The 17970-nt window shown below is 45.4% G+C and carries 16 protein-coding genes; 13 read left to right on the top strand and 3 right to left on the bottom strand.

The window, feature by feature from the left end; all coding sequences use genetic code 11:
• Positions 1-33: 33 nt before the first annotated feature.
• Complete coding sequence (locus tag HRU79_06440) at positions 34-978, top strand: hypothetical protein (GenBank protein QOJ26308.1); 945 nt, start codon at positions 34-36, stop codon at positions 976-978.
• A 30-nt stretch (positions 979-1008) separates the two neighbouring features.
• Here the strand turns inward: HRU79_06440 and HRU79_06435 are convergent, their stop codons facing one another.
• The gene (locus tag HRU79_06435; GenBank protein QOJ26307.1) at positions 1009-2004 is read right to left on the bottom strand and encodes an alpha/beta hydrolase fold domain-containing protein; all 996 of its coding nucleotides are present in this window, start codon (positions 2002-2004) and stop codon (positions 1009-1011) included.
• 227 nt (positions 2005-2231) lie between these two features.
• Here HRU79_06435 and HRU79_06430 point away from each other — a divergent pair, with 227 nt between their 5' ends.
• The 12 genes from HRU79_06430 to HRU79_06375 all read left to right on the top strand — a co-directional run bounded on the left by HRU79_06430 (position 2232) and on the right by HRU79_06375 (position 15489).
• The gene (locus tag HRU79_06430; GenBank protein ID QOJ26306.1) at positions 2232-2585 is read left to right on the top strand and encodes a divalent-cation tolerance protein CutA; all 354 of its coding nucleotides are present in this window, start codon (positions 2232-2234) and stop codon (positions 2583-2585) included.
• Complete coding sequence (gene radC / locus HRU79_06425; GenBank protein ID QOJ26305.1) at positions 2531-3211, top strand: DNA repair protein RadC; 681 nt, start codon at positions 2531-2533, stop codon at positions 3209-3211. Before HRU79_06430 ends, radC begins: the two co-directional genes overlap by 55 nt.
• A 129-nt stretch (positions 3212-3340) precedes the next feature.
• On the top strand, positions 3341-3700 hold the full coding sequence (locus HRU79_06420; protein QOJ26304.1) for a hypothetical protein: 360 nt from the start codon (positions 3341-3343) through the stop codon (positions 3698-3700).
• 25 nt (positions 3701-3725) lie between these two features.
• Entirely contained in the window at positions 3726-4604 is an 879-nt protein-coding gene (locus HRU79_06415; GenBank protein ID QOJ26303.1) for a DnaJ domain-containing protein, read from the top strand.
• A gap of 1051 nt (positions 4605-5655) precedes the next feature.
• Entirely contained in the window at positions 5656-6621 is a 966-nt protein-coding gene (locus tag HRU79_06410; protein ID QOJ26302.1) for an ATP-binding cassette domain-containing protein, read from the top strand.
• Between the two features lie 28 nt (positions 6622-6649).
• Positions 6650-7696 (top strand): right-handed parallel beta-helix repeat-containing protein, encoded by a 1047-nt coding sequence (locus HRU79_06405; GenBank protein ID QOJ26301.1) that lies wholly within the window; start codon positions 6650-6652, stop codon positions 7694-7696.
• 30 nt (positions 7697-7726) lie between these two features.
• On the top strand, positions 7727-8542 hold the full coding sequence (locus tag HRU79_06400; protein ID QOJ26300.1) for a T9SS type A sorting domain-containing protein: 816 nt from the start codon (positions 7727-7729) through the stop codon (positions 8540-8542).
• 367 nt (positions 8543-8909) lie between these two features.
• A complete protein-coding gene (locus HRU79_06395; protein QOJ27286.1) occupies positions 8910-9566 on the top strand; it encodes an SAM-dependent DNA methyltransferase in 657 nt (218 codons plus the stop codon).
• Positions 9567-9650: 84 nt separating this feature from the next.
• Positions 9651-10070: a GxxExxY protein gene (locus tag HRU79_06390; protein ID QOJ26299.1), complete on the top strand. Its 420-nt coding sequence runs from the start codon at positions 9651-9653 to the stop codon at positions 10068-10070.
• 211 nt (positions 10071-10281) lie between these two features.
• Positions 10282-11835, top strand: coding sequence for an Eco57I restriction-modification methylase domain-containing protein (locus HRU79_06385; GenBank protein ID QOJ26298.1), 1554 nt, complete (start codon positions 10282-10284; stop codon positions 11833-11835).
• Between the two features lie 94 nt (positions 11836-11929).
• On the top strand, positions 11930-12937 hold the full coding sequence (locus HRU79_06380) for a virulence RhuM family protein (protein QOJ26297.1): 1008 nt from the start codon (positions 11930-11932) through the stop codon (positions 12935-12937).
• Positions 12934-15489, top strand: coding sequence for a DEAD/DEAH box helicase family protein (locus HRU79_06375; protein ID QOJ26296.1), 2556 nt, complete (start codon positions 12934-12936; stop codon positions 15487-15489). Before HRU79_06380 ends, HRU79_06375 begins: the two co-directional genes overlap by 4 nt.
• Positions 15490-15628: 139 nt before the next feature.
• On the opposite strand, the gene HRU79_06370 is transcribed toward HRU79_06375, so the two are convergent.
• Both HRU79_06370 and HRU79_06365 read right to left on the bottom strand, forming a co-directional pair.
• Positions 15629-16477 carry a 3-hydroxybutyryl-CoA dehydrogenase gene (locus HRU79_06370; protein QOJ26295.1) on the bottom strand — a complete coding sequence of 283 codons (849 nt, stop codon included), beginning with the start codon at positions 16475-16477 and terminating at the stop codon, positions 15629-15631.
• A gap of 28 nt (positions 16478-16505) precedes the next feature.
• Positions 16506-17921: a T9SS type A sorting domain-containing protein gene (locus tag HRU79_06365; GenBank protein QOJ26294.1), complete on the bottom strand. Its 1416-nt coding sequence runs from the start codon at positions 17919-17921 to the stop codon at positions 16506-16508.
• Positions 17922-17970 lie beyond the last annotated feature (49 nt).

Here is a 17970-nt window from a genome sequence, read left to right as displayed (position 1 = left end):
TATTTTACAAATTGTTCACAATGCGTATTGGTTATGCACCTGGTTTCATTTGTTGGAACAACCGATGGACTGTTGGCACACGAAGGACGTGGCCCCATACTGACTGCTGTGCGTGAACTGAATCCTGAAAGCGTTACGCTGCTAGTGACAGAGGGCAGAAACGATCGGTATGATTACCATGATTTTGCAAAGAAGGTTAAATATGCAATTCTTGCGATTAAGCCAAACATCTCTGTCAGTCGCGAAACTATGGAGCTTGATGATCCTACTGACCATAATGATATTTACCCTAAACTGCGGTCTCTTCTTTCACGAATACAGGAGCGATATTCAGATGTGACTGCTGCGATTTCGTCGGGGACTCCTTCAATGCAGGTGTGCTGGATACTCCTTGCGGAAGGTGAACTGAAAACACTAAGGCTTGTTCGGACGATTGAGCCGTCGCTGTCGCAAAACACCGTTCGTCCGGTTAGGCTTGGTGTAGGCTTGCCGCGTATCGAGTCTCTCGAACAGGAAACCAGGGTGCTTCAGGAGATTGCCCTCCCACTGATAACATTGAATGTTCGAAAGGGGCTTTTGTTGGTGGGTGATTCGCTGGTACATCTGTCGCCAAGGATGTTTACATACTACAGATACTTCCTGGAGTTACTGGTTACGGCTAAAACACAACATGACGCCATGTTTGAAGTTAGAGGGGTTTTTGTTGGCAGCGACTTCGCTGCTACGATTGTTGAATACCACCATGCGTCCTTTCCTGAAAGTGAAGACGTCGAGATAGCACGAATTGAAAAGACCGGAAGGGATATAGAGTCATCCGTTTTCCGTTCGACGGTTTCTAAACTTAATCAACGAATTTACCGTGATGTTCAGGATACCCGGATTCATAAATATTTAAGAGTAAACGCGGATGGCCCCAAATCATCTCGACTATACTTTATCAATTATCCGGTTTCTCGTGTAACGATTATTCGGTCATAGACATGCTGGCATCTGTAAGGAGCGTTGGACCTACCTGCTTGTTAATTTCCTGATCATAAACTTACTTAGGGTTTCGTTGTTGGCGGCGTAGATGTTCATTGACGGGATATTGGTTACATGCGCCAGTCCAATACTTGTGGCCTTATCATCCAGAGTTTTTGCATGAAGAGGGTGGTGGATAACAGCTCGGCGCTCTGTTGGTGCGGTGTTTGGATTACCGTTGCTGACAAAAAACTCGGGATCGTCAGGACTCATCCACCCCAGCATGTCGAGTTCATTTCTTAAGGCCAGCGTCTTGGGGTCAGTATAAAATTCATCGAAGGTGGTTAAACCGTAATCTGCTGCTATTGACTCTTTAAAACCGGGTATTGCTAAAACGTCAATTCCGGCCTTGGTAAAGAAGTCCAGCATTACAATGGGATCGTACGACGCCTGACTGGTGAGATGTCCGGCGGCTGCTATCCTCGTTGATTCCCGCAACACGGGGTCCGGGTTTGATTTGTCGGCCATGTCAGGGTGAAACGCAAGGTAAATCGATGCACCACCACCGGCCGAGCCGCCATAGCAGGCAATTCTCTCTTTGTCAATATTGAACGATGTTGCGTAATACCGGATATACTGAATACAACGCTTGATGTCGTTTAAACTCACAATGATCCCACTGTCAGGATTACTTGTTCTGAAACGGTAGTTAATTGTGGCAAAGGCAATAGTGTCTTGCAAAAACGCCTGTATGTTGTCAGAGCCGTCCTGATATACCGATGACTTATCACCACCCACGAATCCGCCCCCGTGAATAAACACCACCAGTGCCGTTGGCTGTGCAGACTTGGGGAGGAATATATCGAAGTTAGCGTTCGGATGATTGTTGTATGATATGCCGGCGGCATACCGGGTACCGTCCGGAACCGAAATCGGAGGTGTTGTAAACGATAATTCAATGTGGGGCGGGTCGCTGTTAACTACGTTGTTTTCACAACTCAATATGGTCAAACAAGTCAGTGCGGCAATAACAATGGTTCTCATAGTAATCTTACTTGGACAGGACGAATTTTGGCTATAACAGGTATCGATACTCATTCAAAATCCGTTTAGTCCGCCAATGGTTACAAATCGATCCTGAAGACGTGTGACACCCAACAATACAACGGTTTGTACAATCGGTGTCTGCACGGTAACAGCTTACTTTAACAGCGGTACTCCGAGGTAAACTGGCTTGGTAGTTTTGAGAACAGAAATATGAAGGAACAGAAATGATAGCATCATCCGTGGCAATTGTAATTACATCGTTTCCGGACTCGGAAGTTGCTTCTGAAGTCGTCAATACCCTCGTAGCCGAAAACCTGGCTGCATGTGGGACAATTTCCGGGCCGTCACGTAGCATTTACCGGTGGAAGGGAGAGGTGGTTCAAGAAAACGAACATACCATAATCCTTAAAACTCATCAACAGTGCGTCACAAAACTGGTTAACAGACTCACTACCCTACATCCGTATGAAGTTCCTGAAGTCTTGGTATTTCCTGCCCAAAGTGCAGCGGAGGGCTATGAGTCATGGGTAACAAGTCAGTGCAGCAGGCAGTTTCCGACAGACCCCGGGAGCGATTAGCCAGGCTTGGACCGAGAGCACTTAGTACACGCGAGCTCCTGGCCCTTCTGATAAACTCCGGAACAGTACTGCGCAGTGCTGATACGATTGCCGGTGACTTGTTGGAACGCTATGGGTCACTAAATACGATTGCAGGATGCGATGTCTCGGAGCTCATGCTAATGCCCGGTATGGGTAACGCAAAGGCGGCAACTCTGTGCGCCGCTCTTGAACTTGCAACCAGGTTACAGGCGGAACCGTTTACCGATCAACGCAGCATCACGTCACCCGAACTCCTTGCCCGCAGAATGATCCCCCGCCTTCGTCACCTTAAACGCGAGATCTTTCTGGTAATCCTCCTTAACACCGCACACCAGATTATCCGCGAGGTTAGCGTTGGTGAGGGCTCGCTTAATGCTGTCGTGGTTCACCCCCGAGAAGTATTCCGGTTAGCTATTGCCGAACATGCAGCGGCTATCATCCTGGTACACAATCATCCATCAGGGAACCCGGAACCATCGAAAGAAGACCTGGCCATTACACGTCACCTGACTGAAGCAGGCAGAATTGTAGAAATCAAGGTGCTCGACCATATTATCATCGGCGGTGATACCTTCACCAGCTTTTCAGATCGTAACTTATTGTAACAGCCAGTTCAACATCGTGCCATCTGGTACTTCATGTTGAATTATGTGGCAATATGATGCATTTTTGCCGTACCAACAGAGCAAACCGGCACCACCGGTAACATTAGCAAAAGGCAATAATCTTCCACTATGTTTAAACGTATAACACGGGCAGTCCTGTTTTCAATCTCTATTCTAACGTCGTACCTTATCACAGGTGCTATAGAAACACGGGTCCTTTCGGAAACAGAACACTTCCGTCCTATTACCGCAACAATTATCGGCATGGTGATTATTGTTTTGATTTATGCTCCGATCTACGCCTATACTGAACGCATTACTCAGGCAGTTGTGAAGGCCGGCATGCAACAGTCAAAAGCCGGTGCCGGCAAGATCGTCGGTGCGGTTCTTTTTGTGGCACTGGCTTTTCTGATCCTTATGGCTCTCTTCATCGAAAAATGGTTTAACATGAGTCTTATTGACGCTCTAAAACGCCTTGGTTCGTCTTAACACTCAAAACCAACAGCACACTACCATGAGTTTTACAGATTACTACAAAGAATTAGGAATTGAAAAGGGGGCTTCGGCAGACGAAATCAAGAAGGCGTTTCGGAAGCTGGCAAAGGAGCTTCATCCCGATGCTAACCCCAATAACCCGGAAGCGGAAGAACGCTTTAAACGAATCAGCGAGGCCTACGATGTTCTGAGCGATCCGCAAAAGCGCGCTAAGTACGATGCATTTAACTCGCAGTACGGAGCATATACGCAGGGCGGACGTCGGCCAACAGCCAGTGACTTCGGACGTGGCGGTTCGTTCCAGTTTACCATGGACGACATGGGAAGTTCGTTCGAAGGCACTTCGTTCGGAGACCTGCTGTCACAATTGTTCGGAGGCCGGATGGCTGGTGGTGCACAACCCCGGTCACGGGGCACCCGCTCTGCTACACCTCCACCCAAAACCTACGAGGTGTCACTAACTTTCTCAGAAGCATTGCATGGCGCCAGAAAACGCTTTACTATTGACGGGAAGAAGGTGGATATTTCATTTAAGCCGGGAATTGCCAGTGGACAGCGCCTGCGCATACCTGCGGGTGAAATTGTAGTTACGGTTCAACCCGATACACGGTACACACGGGTGGCTGATGACCTTAAAGTAAACGAACCTATTCCACTGACTACTGCGATACTTGGCGGCGACATTCAGGTAGAAACACCGTACAGCACAATAACAATGAAAATTCCGCCGGGCACGAAAAGCGGTAAGATCTTCAGGCTACGCTCTCAAGGAGTGTCGAATTACGATAACCCGTCAGTCCGCGGTGACCTGTTTGTAACGGTTGTTGTTTCTGTCCCCGACAAGCTGTCAGCAGTACAGAAGGAGCTTTTCTCAAAGCTGCGCGAGTCGGGATTGTAAGTACCGCACCGGCCCCACCCCCCAGCCCCCTCCCCAAACGCGCACGCGCGTTTAGGGAGGGGGAGGCAATTCATAAGATTCATGAGATGTATTAGAGGTCAGAACTTAGGGGCGCACGGCCGTGCGCCCGCAATAGGCAACCCCATCGATTTTGTATTGTATTTTATGATGTTACGTACAAGCCGACTATCTGCGGCAGGGCGGTCGCATGGGGTCGCTCCTACGGTTTGTATCATTTTAACTTATATCGTTTTTTATGGTGTTTCGTGGCGGGCGGATGGCACCCGCCCCTACGGATTTCGTTGTAATATGTGTGACGTTTCGCGCTAGCGCCCACGTGGGATTGCCCCGACGGTTTAATGGTAACATTGCGGTTTAGCACAAACCATTTAACACAACCCATCTGCATATCCAAACCACGTCAACATTCCGAACGGACGGACTACGGCCCTTTGGGCCCCACCCCCACCTCCACCACCATCGTGCATCACCACCTACCACTACAGCTCGGCTGGTCGGCTGCGTTGCGCAGCCTACGTAAAATACCTTAGGAATTCCGGAGCAATTGCATTCAGGTATAGTGGGAGAAAGACAGAAAATGTGACTCACACCGGCCCCACCCCCCAGCCCCCTCCCCAAACGCGCACGCGCGTTTTGTGAGGGGGAGCCAGATTTATCAGATGTATGCAACGTACTAGACGTAGGAGAGCACAGCCGTGCGCTCGCATTGGACAAAGGCAGGTTTTCGTCCCGATTGATTATGTCAATTAATTGGGATATCGTGCAGGACGACTACCCGGTAGGGGCGGCCACATGGGGCCGCCCCTACGGTTTATGGTCATTTTTATGATGATATCTGCGAGCAGGTTGCAAACCCACCCTACGGGTTTACATCATATCCCTGTCCCCCGTCCCCCTTCCCTCGCCTATGTGTTTCTATTTCAAAAATCATGATTAAAATGGTAGTGAATCAATCTAACTGGCATCTCGGGATAAGCCTAAACAAAAATGTTCTATATCAACACCATAACAACGTTCTATTTTTGCTTCCATGACATCCATTCGCTTCGAAAACGTATCTAAGCAGTTTACGGGTGCTCAGCCCCTTAAAGAAGTTTCATTTAAAATTCAGGCGGGTGAGTTCTTTGTGCTAGTTGGCCCCAGCGGTTGTGGTAAAAGCACGCTGTTGCGAATTATCGCCGGACTTGAAACACCTTCGAAGGGATCTGTTTTCTTTGATGACAAGAATGTGACAAACATGGCGCCTAAGGATCGGGATGTGGGAATGGTGTTCCAGAACTATGCACTGTATCCTCATCTGTCGGTATTTAATAATCTGGCTTTCCCACTATCAATCCGGAATCTTGATAAACAGGCAATCAAGGAACGGGTAACCCATACGGCTGAGCTACTTCGGCTAACTGAGGTGTTGGACCGGAAACCTAAACAACTATCCGGCGGACAGCGTCAGCGCGTAGCTGTGGGCAGAGCCATCATCCGCAAGCCACGTGTATTCCTTTTTGATGAGCCCCTTAGCAACCTTGATGCTCAGCTTCGCACCCACATGCGTGCAGAGCTGCGAACACTCCAGCAATCGCTTGGTGTTACAACGGTATATGTTACTCACGACCAGATGGAAGCAATGACGATGAGTGACCGCATGGCGATTCTTCATGAAGGGGCTTTGCAACAGGTGGGAACACCAATCGAAATCTATAGTCGTCCTGCAAACACGTTTGTTGCCCGCTTTACCGGCAACCCACCAATGAATCTTATCCCGGTAGATGGTAAACTTCTTGGTATTCGTCCTGAGCATCTTTCAACGGCAGAAATCGGCGATTCAACTCCTCTTAGCATTCAACCGCAGTCGCTCGAATACATTGGCGGTGAGTGGTTAATGCACGGTGTTTGCAATGAGGCATCAGTTACCATGAGGTCTGCATCTGCTGTTGCTGACTGGTCTGCCGGTGGTACAGTACGGCTCTATGCACCACACCGGTACTCGTGTTGGTTTTGAACCCATGCCTGCTGCAAACTGTTACTGTATGCGTTGGCACTACTTGGTTACCGTCGGTACATTGATTCTATGCCTTTCAGTACATGCACAAGCAACTACCTACTACGTTGCCTCAGCCGGTAACGATGCATACGCGGGTACCAGCCCTGATTCTGCATGGGCCACACTACAGCGGGTCTGTGTTCATAAGCTACACCCGGCCGACACGGTTCGGCTCATGAGCGGAGACACGTTGCGGGGTTCTCTCAGCCTTGATCAGGATGATGGCAACGATGCATCCAACCCCGTTGTAGTAACGTCCACCAGTGATGCTCCTGCCATCATTGCAGCCGGTGATGCCAATGGTATTGTTGTTTACAACACACAGGGAATACATATTTCAAACCTGGTAATCATAGGTTCGGGAATGGATGCCAACGGTAAATCAGGGATCGAAGTCTATGCTGACACGCCCGGCGATGTGCAGTACAGAAACCTCATGTTCCAGAATCTTGACATCAGCTTCTTTGGCCAGGCCGGGCTGCGCATAGGTACCTGGATTGGCAACACCGGCTTTTCAGGAATTCTGATTGAGCATGTAACCGTACACCATAACCGTGCCGAAGGAATTCAGGTTTATGGCTATCACAGTGTGGTTGGTCATCCTCATTCAGACATCGTCGTACGGTATTGTGTGACACACCATAATCCCGGTTATGCCGACACATCAACACATCACGGCAGCGGTATCATGATTGGCAATACTGACGGAGTTTTAATCGAATACTGCACTGCGTATTTCAACGGCTACGGCAATACCCACTGTGGCGGACCCGGAGGTATTTGGGTGTACAACGTAAATAATACCATTATCCAATATTGTGAAAGCCACCACAACAGCGCCGGTAGCGGCTGCGACGGCATTGGTTTCGACTTAGACGGTGCCGTCACGAACTCAGTTATTCAATACTGCTACTCGCACAACAACGATGGGGCAGGTTTCCTACTTGGACAGTATGAAGGGGCCATGGCCTGGTATTCCAATACGTGCAGATACAATATCAGCGTAAACGACGGCAGAACCAACCATGGTTGAATTACTCTGTTTAAAGCCCCTTTCACCCACTTGTCAAAGGCATACGTTTACAACAACACCGTGTATATCACTCCTGCCGATTCTAATCCCGCCATAAGTGCTTTCGAAATTACTGATTGGTCAGGGGGCTTGGACAACGTCTATGTTTTGAATAACATCTTCTATACTGCCGATGGGATTCATCAGGTTATAGTTCCCGGTGACAACCGGGTTTATCTTATTGGAAATATTTACAGTAACGTCACAGGGGATGTGAGGATTCTGTATCATGACAACCTATATACCTCACTCGATGAATGGCGTTCTGCTACAGGCTGCGAAGTGCATGGCGGACGGCCAACAGGCAGCGCAGGCAATCCGCTTTTTAATAACCCGGGGAGTGAGGCTACACTCTGGCCAAAAGAATTATCCGAGTTTAAGGATTACGGGTTACAGTCATCAGATTCACCTGCGTACAATGCAGGCGTAATTGTCGAAGCAATTTCCGGGCAGCACCCCGGTTTTACAGATTTTGCCGGCACCCAAATTCCACAGGCAAATGTGTATGATGTTGGAGCAATCGAATTACCTGTTGAAAGCTCTGCATCGGGTACGCATACGACAGCATCAACGATTAAGCTTGCACCGATACCTGCAGCAACACATCTGAGAGTGTACAACATTCCTGAGTCGGCATCATACCTGCGTGTATATACCGTTGCAGGCAGCTGTATTGTTTCCGGCATCCCTGCACAGTCTGAGTGCAGAATTTCAACCGAGGACTGGGACGAGGGACTGTACATTATACGCATGTATAACGAAGCCGGAACCATGATTTCACAGATTCCGGCTGTTATAGTTCGATAGAGCACCTATAAATCGACACGCATACGTCCAGTCCGATCATATGGGTCATATACTGAGGTTTACGCCCACAGCCTGACGACGTTAAGTACGCTATCTGCAATTCCGAAACCATTATTCTAGTGGTTTGGGCTGGTTTGACTGCGTACGGGTACCGGAATTTCACAACAGCCAACACCATATTAATACGACGGACATAGTGTCAATCAGTAGAATGATGCAGAGAAATTCAACTCACCACACATGCCAGCAAGAACACCTGCACATGTAATTTTGACCCACCACGCCCAAGGCCACCAATTCAGTAAAAAGCGAACTGAACAAGGGTGTTAAGTTTTTACTATGCACAACAATAATTGAAGTGGAAAAATTGAAAGAGGAGAAAAAACAAGACAAGCAAGTAAAATCTAAGCGCCGTGTTGCAGACCACGGGGAAGTGTTTACAAACCCGCGTGAAGTAAACGCTATGCTTGACCTTGTGAAACACGAAACCGAACGCATCGAAAGCCGTTTTCTTGAGCCTGCCTGCGGTAACGGTAATTTCCTTGCTGAAGTACTTAACAGAAAGCTGAACGTTGTTGAACGTAAATATGTTCACACTCAAATTGAGTGGGAGCGATACGCCGTGTTTGCCGTGTGCAATATTTACGGCGTGGATATTTTGGAAGACAATGCCGAAGAATGCCGCCAGCGCTTATTTAATATTTTTAAGGACCGATACAACTCGCTGTTTGCCGACAAATGCAAACCAGAAGTATTGCGTAGCGTAAACTTTCTTTTGCACCGTAATATCCTGTGGGGTGATGCCCTGGACTTTACGAACCCGGAAACAAAGGAACCTATTATTTTCAGTGAGTGGAGTATCGTAAACGGTAATATGCTCAAACGAAAAGACTACATGTTTAAATTTTTGGTTGAAAAAACACACCAATTCTCATTTTTTAACGATAAAGGTGAGGTTAACGCAATTGATGAGCCGGTAAAGGATTTCCCGTTGGTGCATTTTCTACAATTGTCTGAACTGTGATTTCTGTGATTAAATGATTAACGATGATTAACGATGATTAACGATGATTAGATGATTAGCAATGATTAAATTGGATTATCAACAATGATTAAACATGAGTACAAATATTCCGAACTGTCTTCCAACGTCATTGGCTGTGCTATGACGGTACACAACGAGTTAGGCAACGGTTTCCAGGAAGTTATTTACCAGCGAGCGTTAGAAATTGAAATGAACCTGCAAAGCCTTGTTTTTTCAAGAGAATTCGAAATGCCCGTGTACTACAAACAGCAACAAATAGGAACTCGCAGAGTCGATTTTTTAGTCGAAGAAGTTGTTTCTGTTGAACTTAAGGCAAATACAATACTGGATGACGTTCACTTGGCACAAGCCATCAATTATCTGGAAGCCTATGATTTAGAGGTAGGTTTGCTAATCAATTTTGGAGCAAAGTCTTTACAATTTCATCCGCTAAGCAACAAATCGTTCAAGCAAAAAAAACAAGGTAATCCAAAAATCAAATGATCTTCGTTCAGACTACAATCACATACATCACACAAATCACAAAAATCACAGTTCAGACTACAATCACATACATCACACCAATCACAAAAATCACAGTTCTGACATCAATCACGTACATCACACCAATCAAATAAATCACAGTTCTGACATCAATCACATACATCACACCAATCAAATAAATCACAGTTCTGACATCAATCACATACATCAAATGAATCACAGTTCAGACATCAACTACAACCCCGACGTACTTACCTGCTTAGCCAACCTCAGCAACGACGAAGTATTTACGCCACCGGGTTTGGTAAATGATATGCTGGATTTACTGCCTGGAAAGTTGTGGAGCAACCCCGATGCAAAGTTTCTGGACCCCGTGAGCAAAAGCGGTGTGTTTTTGCGTGAAATAGCAAAACGTCTGATGCTTGGATTAGAGAAGAAAATACCCAACAAGCAAAAACGCATCAACCACATTTTTGAAAACCAACTTTACGGCATTGCCATTACAGAATTAACAGCATTCCTCAGCCGAAGAAGCGTGTATTGCAGCAAAACTGCCAACGGCAAATATGCGGTAGCCGATAATTTTACTACCGAGCAAGGCAACATACGCTATGAACGTATGCAACACACTTGGGAGAACGGCAAATGCGTACACTGCGGCGCAAGCCAAGAAGTGTATGACCGTGGCGATGAAGCCGAAAGCTATGCTTACAACTTTATACACACAGATAATCCAACTGCGTTGTTTACCTCTACAAACTCAACAACAAAAAAGAAATTAAAAAAAGGACAAGAAGTGAAATTTGATGTAATTATTGGAAACCCACCCTATCAGTTGAGTGATGGTGGTTTTGGTAAAAGTGCTGCACCACTTTATCACAAATTTGTAGAGCAAGCGAAGAAACTAAATCCTAAATATCTGATGATGATTATTCCGTCACGCTGGTTTGCGGGTGGGAAAGGATTAGATGAGTTTAGAAAGGAAATGCTCAACGATAATCGAATTCGTAAAATAGTTGATTTTGAAAACGCGGGAGAATGTTTTCCAGGTGTTGACATAGCAGGAGGTATTTGTTATTTCCTTTGGGATAAAGACTACAAAGGGTACTGTGATATAGTGAATGTTGTCAATGGAAACGAAACACATTCCGAGCGGGCACTCAATGAATTTCCAACATTTATCAGAAACAGTAATGCTGTACCAATAATTCGTAAAGTTCTTGCAGTGAAAGAACAGCGTATGAATGAAATAGTTTCGAGTTCTAAACCATTTGGTTTGAGAACATTTGTTCGACCACAACCATCTGGGGATATTATTCTTCGATGGCAAAATGGAGAAGGTCCCTATAAAAGGCATGACATCACATCAGGCATAGGAATGATTGACGACTGGAAAGTAATCACTTCTTATGTTGGATACGATCACGCAGGAAATCCGGGCAAAGACGGCAAGAGAAGGGTTTTTTCAAAAATAGATATTTTACCCCCTGGAACAATCTGTACAGAAACGTATCTGGTAATTGGCACTTTTAAATCAAAGGCTGAAGCCAATAATTTATTGAACTATATGAAAACATTGTTTTTTAGGTTTTTGGTTTCACAGTTTATGTACTCACATCATATCACCAAAGACTCTTATCAATTCGTTCCTCTCCAAGATTTCTCAGAACCTTGGACAGACGAAAAACTGTATGCCAAATACAAACTAACCAAAGACGAAATAGCTTTTATTGAAAGCACGATACGTCCAATGTCTGAACCATGATTATTGTGATTTGAAGATTTTTGTGATTAGGTAAAAATCATGTAAATCAAAGAAATCACAAAAAGCACAGTTCAGACAACAGATAAACGCAACAATGGCTGAACAACAAGACATATTCATCTACCAAACCGAAGACGGCGTTACCAAAATACAGGTGCAGCTAACCGACAGCACTGTGTGGCTAACACAAGCCGCCATGGTAGAGTTGTTTCAGTCGTCGAAAGCCAACATCAGCGAGCATATCAAACACATTTTTGAAGAGGGGGAATTGCAAGAAGAAGCAACTGTTCGGAAATTCCGAACAGTTCAAACAGAAGGCACTCGTGAAGTAACTCGAAATATAGACTATTACAACCTCGATGTGATTATTTCAGTAGGCTATCGGGTAAAATCGTTGCGAGGTACACAGTTTCGTATATGGGCAACTGAGCGTTTACGTGAGTATCTTATCAAAGGCTTTACGATGAATGACGATTTGCTTAAACAAGGTGGCGGTTATTTTGAAGAATTACTCGACCGCATCCGAGATATTCGTTCATCTGAAAAAGTATTTTACCGCAAGGTGTTAGAAATTTACGCAACCAGTATAGATTACAACCCAAGTGCCGAAACCACCAAACTTTTTTTTCAAACCGTGCAAAACAAACTGCATTGGGCTGCTCATGGGCACACGGTCGCAGAAGTAATGTTCGAACGAGCCAACTCCGGCCAGCCGTTTATGGGCTTAACCGCTTTTAACGGGAAAAAACCATCTAAAAGCGAAATCACAATTGCAAAAAACTATCTCAATGAAGAAGAACTCGCCATTCTAAACCGTCTTGTTTCTGCTTACCTGGATATTGCCGAAGTAAACGCCATGCAACAGAAAGCTATGACAATGAAAGATTGGATTGGCGTGTTAGATGGCTTTATGAAAATGTCGCAACAAACTATTTTGCACGATGCTGGTAAAATTTCGGCAGAATTAGCACAACGCAAAGCCCTTACTGAATACGAGACCTACAAAAGCAAACCACAAGACGAACTTTCGGAAGTGGAAAAACAATTTTTGGCAAGCATTGAACAGGCTGAAAAGCAAGTGAGAAAAATAAAGAAGAAATGAGTAAGAAAGTTTTTTTTCCGTCAAGGCCCAGCGTCAATCCAACGATTTACGCTTATGAGCTACCCAATGACACCAAACGCAAAGGTCAAATTAAAATCGGCTATACGGACCGAGACGCGGAGACACGCATTAAGGAACAAATTGGTGCTACCCGAGCCGATTACAACATACTGCTTGAAGAAAGCGCCATGCGGGTTGATGGGAGTAGCTTTACAGACAAAACTGTTCATTTAGTACTGCGTAAAGACAAAATAATGAACCCGGAAGGTGAATGGTTTGTTTGTACCCTCAACCAATTACGTAAGGCCATTCATGAAGTAAAAACAGGCAAGTGTACCGACGAAAATCGGGTGCTGAATTTTGGAATGCGGCCTGAGCAGCAAGAAGCCGTAACCAAAACCATTGCTTACTTCAAAAGTTTTAAAAAGGAAAATCCAAACAAGACACCGCATTTTCTTTGGAACGCAAAGATGCGTTTCGGCAAAACCTTTACTACCTACCAGCTTGCCAAAAAGCTGAAATGGAAAAAGATATTGGTGTTAACCTTTAAACCCGCCGTTGAAGATGCCTGGCATGAAGATTTAATCACACACAACGATTTTAAAGGCTGGCAATATGTTTCTAAAAATGAAAATCGTTCTGAGGAACAAATATCAAGGTTAATTAAGAGCGCTCAAAACAAACCCTTGGTCTGTTTCGGCTCATTTCAGGATTATTTAGGCACGCAAAAAGACGGAAGCATAAAAGCTAAAAACAAGTGGGTTCATGAAACAGAGTGGGATTGCGTTGTTTTCGACGAATACCACTTTGGCGCCTGGCGTGAAAATGCCAAAGATTTATTTGGCAAGGACAGTGAAGCCGAAAAAGAAATCGACGATTATAAAAGGTTTGATAAGGAGGGATTACCGGAAGATGGGAAAGTGGATGTGTTAGAAGGTATTCTACCAATCAAAGCCAAACACTTTCTGTATTTATCCGGCACCCCTTTCAGAGCGATCCATTCAGGAGAGTTTATAGAAGAACAGATTTTTAACTGGACGTACTCGGACGAACAACGGGCAAAAGAAAACTGGAAGAAAAAAGACGGGCCAAATCCCTACGCCAGCTTACCGAGAATGGTAATGCTAACCTACCAACTTCCCGAAACCATTACCAGGGTTGCCGAATTAGGCGAGTTTGACGGTTTTGACCTAAACATTTTTTTTAAAGCTGAAGGCGAAGGGAAAAAAGCACGTTTTAAATACGAAGATGATGTGCAGAAATGGCTGGACTTAATTCGGGGTTCTTTCTCTGAACAAATTGTGGATACGCTAAAGCTAAAAAGCGAAAAGCCTCCCTTGCCTTATTCTGATGTACGGCTTAAAAGCGTATTGAATCACACCCTCTGGTTTTTACCTTCGGTAGCCTCGTGTCATGCAATGGCAAACCTGCTTAAAAAACGAAACAACCAGTTTTATCACGATTACAACGTAATTATCGCAGCAGGAACAGAAGCAGGAATCGGCATAAAGGCGCTCGAGCCTGTTTTATATGCAATGGAGGACCCGCTGCAATCGAAAACAATTACCCTTTCATGCGGTAAGCTAACAACTGGAGTTTCGGTAAAACCATGGACAGGAATTCTTATGCTGAGAAACTCGTCAAGCCCGGAAACCTATTTTCAGGCTGCTTTTCGTGTACAAACGCCGTGGGTCATCAAAAATCCCGACGGTAAATCACCGAACAAGGAAGAAATCTTAAAAGAAGAGTGTTACGTTTTTGATTTTGCCCCGAGCAGGGCTTTAAAACAAATTGCCGATTATGCTTGTAACCTGAACATTAATGAAAGCAATCCCGAAAAGAATGTACAGGAATTTATTAACTTCCTGCCCATATTGGCTTTTGATGGCAGTTCAATGAAACAAATCGATGCTGCCGGGATTTTAGATATTGCCATGAGTGGAACAACGGCCACCTTGCTTGCCAGACGCTGGGAAAGTGCATTGCTGGTAAACGTGGACAACAACACGTTGCAACGTTTAATGAACAACGAAGAAGCAATGAAAGCACTGATGAATATTGAAGGTTTCCGTAACCTGAACCAAGACATTGAAACCATCATCAACAAGAGCGATAAGATTAAAAAAGCCAAAAAGGAAGGAACCGATAAGCTTAGCGACAAGAAGAAAAAGGAACTTACTGAAGATGAAAAGGAATACAAGAATTTGCGAAAACAAATACAAGAAAAGCTCATCAAGTTTGCAACACGAATTCCGATTTTTATGTATTTGACAGATTACCGTGAACGCAGTTTGAAAGATGTAATTACAAAACTTGAGCCCGGGCTTTTCCGCAAAGTAACGGGTCTGAAGGTTAAGGAATTTGAACTATTAGTGAGTTTTGGCGTATTCAATTCTACCCTGATGAACGATGCAGTCTTTAAGTTTAAGCGCTACGAAGACGCAAGCCTGGAATACACTGGCATTAACAAACATCAAGGTGAAGATGTTGGACTTTATGACACGACAATAACACGTCTGGAATATTTAACGTTTAAAAACAAAGCAGTATAGTCTTAGGAGTTTGTTGACACATTTTCAATAACGAATAAGTTACGCCAAGACCAGATTTTACCACAAAGCCGGAACCATGATTTCACAGATTCCGGCTGTTATAGTTCGATAGTATGTTACTTCGTTTTGCCGAATCGGATCAGTACTGGTAAAAACCTCTGCCGCTCTTACGTCCCAGGTAACCGGCGGCTACCATTTTACGAAGCAGCGGACAAGCGCGGTACTTGGTATCGCCCAACCCATTGTGCAGGACTTCCATAATTGACAAACACACGTCCAGACCAATGAAATCGGCCAGAGTAAGCGGTCCCATCGGATGTGCCATACCAAGTTTCATTACAGTGTCAATATCTTCTACTGAGGCAATGCCTTCCATCACGCAATAGATTGCCTCGTTAATCATTGGCATCAGAATTCGGTTGCTGATAAAGCCCGGATAGTCTTGTACTTCAACAGGAACCTTACCCATGCGTTCAGCCAGGGCCTTTATGGTGTTGTATGTTTCCTGGCTGGTGGCAAGGCCACGAATAATTTCGCAGAGCTGCATCACTGGCACCGGATTAAAAAAGTGCATACCAATAAACCTATCAGCCCGTTTGGTGGCACCTGCAAGCTCGGTAATACTGATTGAAGATGTGTTGCTTGCCAGTATCGTACCCGGTGCACAACCAGCGTCAAGTTCGGCAAATATCGCGTTCTTTACTTCTATTCTTTCGCTTGCTGCTTCAATCACCAGATCTGACTTGAACGCTGCACCAACCGTGGTTGAGGTAGTTATCCGTGCCAGTGATGTTTTCTTCTCATCATCGGTCATACTCCCCTTCTTTACCTGCCTGTCCATGTTTTTCTCAATCGTGGCTAAAGCCTTGTCAATTGCCGCCTGCTGCACGTCAATCAGAATGACGTCAAGGCCGGTTTGTGCTGCAACGTGAGCAATGCCATTGCCCATTGTTCCGCTGCCAATTACTGCAATCGTGTTAATTGCCATTAGTATCTCCATTATTAAAGATCTGTGTTTATCGATTTATTATGATTCTTGCTCGTGCGGGCTGGTGTGGGTTTTCGGCACTGCGTAACAGAATACCATACACTCCTGCAGGAAGCATCCCGGTGTTAATGGACATTACACCGTTATCTACTACACGGGTTCCAGTTTGCATCACCTCACCGCTGATACTCGTTATGGTGAAGGCCATCCGCCCACGTAAGGTGGCAGACGATAGCGTAACAACATCACGGGTTGGGTTCGGGTAGGCCTTTACTTTAGCACTCTCGTCCATTCTTGATTCATTCACGCTAACAATATCCTGCGGATCCCACTTGTACAAAGCATGTTTGTTGGCCTGAGTTACAATGAACGGCACAACAGTATTCCACTTGGAGCACGGAAGTGTAGGTATTGCACCATCCTTTTGCGATAGATCGTAGCTGGTAACTTCCTTTAATGCCGGCATTGCCCAGAGCAACAGAATTGGTTTTGAATCGATAGTTGCATACGAAACAACCCAATTTTCGGATTTGTTACCTGAAGCACTCAACAGTTTCAGTATTGCCGACGGATTCTGTGAACTGTGTTCGAGGGTATCCGTTGGCAGACCATTTGAAGCCTTAACCAACATACAGCCCGATGCTGCTTCGTCGGCAATCAGGAGCCGGTCCCATTTGTTACTATGCCAAAGGATATGCCGACCCTTGCCGCTACCCGGGCCCCGTGTAGGCAAACTAAGCTGCCTGGTGTCGCCATTCACGTCGTAGATCAGATAACCACCATTAGTAAAGACCTCTTCAGTTTCAGGTGGAAACGATAGACCGTTCCCGCGTATGTACACAAATGGCTCTTCGTTGACATCACGAACATAAATGTCAATATCAACCTTGGGCTTTATACGCCGCACCTGCGTTGAACCATCGCTCTTAAACAGCAGAACAAGGTACTCTGATTCGGCAACAGGTATTCCGGCTGCCGGTTTAAGTACAACTGCACCTGCAGACCCGGTTTGAGAGATCCACGTATTGTTTTGATCAACTTCTAAGGTTGAAGCCGAGGCAGAAATCGTAATCGGATCCATCATGGCCGATGTTTTAACATTAAAGAACGTGAAGGTTGCCGACGGATCACCCTCGCGTTTGTGTACAACCTGCAAAACGAAGTACGGACTACGCGGAAGCTGTATCCAGTTACCCTCCGGAGGAAAGTCATAGCTCTCAGTATTCCCTGCTGAAATGTCAACACGCTGCAGGGATCTGCCCACAGTGATAACCGGACTTCCGTTCATGGTTTCATCAGCACCGATTGTACTTGAGACGATATTCAGATCTTCGTACCGCCATAGGCTTCCGTCTCGGTGCCATCCTGCCTGAGCTAAAACGATACTCTGACCCCATGGCAGTATTGCCAGTATCAGCAAACACAGTGAATAATATTTTTTCATAGACAGGGTATTTCTCGGTTTTTTTTACGAAGTTACAAAAGCTATTTAA

This window comes from Ignavibacteria bacterium (assembly GCA_015709655.1).
GTDB lineage: Bacteria > Bacteroidota > Ignavibacteria > Kapaibacteriales > Kapaibacteriaceae > OLB6.
The sequence above is the reverse complement of the archived record's forward strand: the minus strand, read 5'-3'. Positions and strand labels throughout refer to the sequence as shown.

What these genes read in the sequence shown, in the direction of transcription:
- HRU79_06440 (QOJ26308.1), top strand. Translation starts at nt 34, where the DNA reads ATGCACCTGGTTTCATTTGTTGGAACAACCGATGGACTGTTGGCACAC.
- HRU79_06435 (QOJ26307.1), bottom strand. Translation starts at nt 2,004, where the DNA reads ATGAGAACCATTGTTATTGCCGCACTGACTTGTTTGACCATATTGAGT.
- HRU79_06430 (QOJ26306.1), top strand. Translation starts at nt 2,232, where the DNA reads ATGATAGCATCATCCGTGGCAATTGTAATTACATCGTTTCCGGACTCG.
- radC (QOJ26305.1), top strand. Translation starts at nt 2,531, where the DNA reads ATGGGTAACAAGTCAGTGCAGCAGGCAGTTTCCGACAGACCCCGGGAG.
- HRU79_06420 (QOJ26304.1), top strand. Translation starts at nt 3,341, where the DNA reads ATGTTTAAACGTATAACACGGGCAGTCCTGTTTTCAATCTCTATTCTA.
- HRU79_06415 (QOJ26303.1), top strand. Translation starts at nt 3,726, where the DNA reads ATGAGTTTTACAGATTACTACAAAGAATTAGGAATTGAAAAGGGGGCT.
- HRU79_06410 (QOJ26302.1), top strand. Translation starts at nt 5,656, where the DNA reads ATGACATCCATTCGCTTCGAAAACGTATCTAAGCAGTTTACGGGTGCT.
- HRU79_06405 (QOJ26301.1), top strand. Translation starts at nt 6,650, where the DNA reads ATGCGTTGGCACTACTTGGTTACCGTCGGTACATTGATTCTATGCCTT.
- HRU79_06390 (QOJ26299.1), top strand. Translation starts at nt 9,651, where the DNA reads ATGATTAAACATGAGTACAAATATTCCGAACTGTCTTCCAACGTCATT.
- HRU79_06385 (QOJ26298.1), top strand. Translation starts at nt 10,282, where the DNA reads ATGAATCACAGTTCAGACATCAACTACAACCCCGACGTACTTACCTGC.
- HRU79_06380 (QOJ26297.1), top strand. Translation starts at nt 11,930, where the DNA reads ATGGCTGAACAACAAGACATATTCATCTACCAAACCGAAGACGGCGTT.
- HRU79_06375 (QOJ26296.1), top strand. Translation starts at nt 12,934, where the DNA reads ATGAGTAAGAAAGTTTTTTTTCCGTCAAGGCCCAGCGTCAATCCAACG.
- HRU79_06370 (QOJ26295.1), bottom strand. Translation starts at nt 16,477, where the DNA reads ATGGCAATTAACACGATTGCAGTAATTGGCAGCGGAACAATGGGCAAT.
- HRU79_06365 (QOJ26294.1), bottom strand. Translation starts at nt 17,921, where the DNA reads ATGAAAAAATATTATTCACTGTGTTTGCTGATACTGGCAATACTGCCA.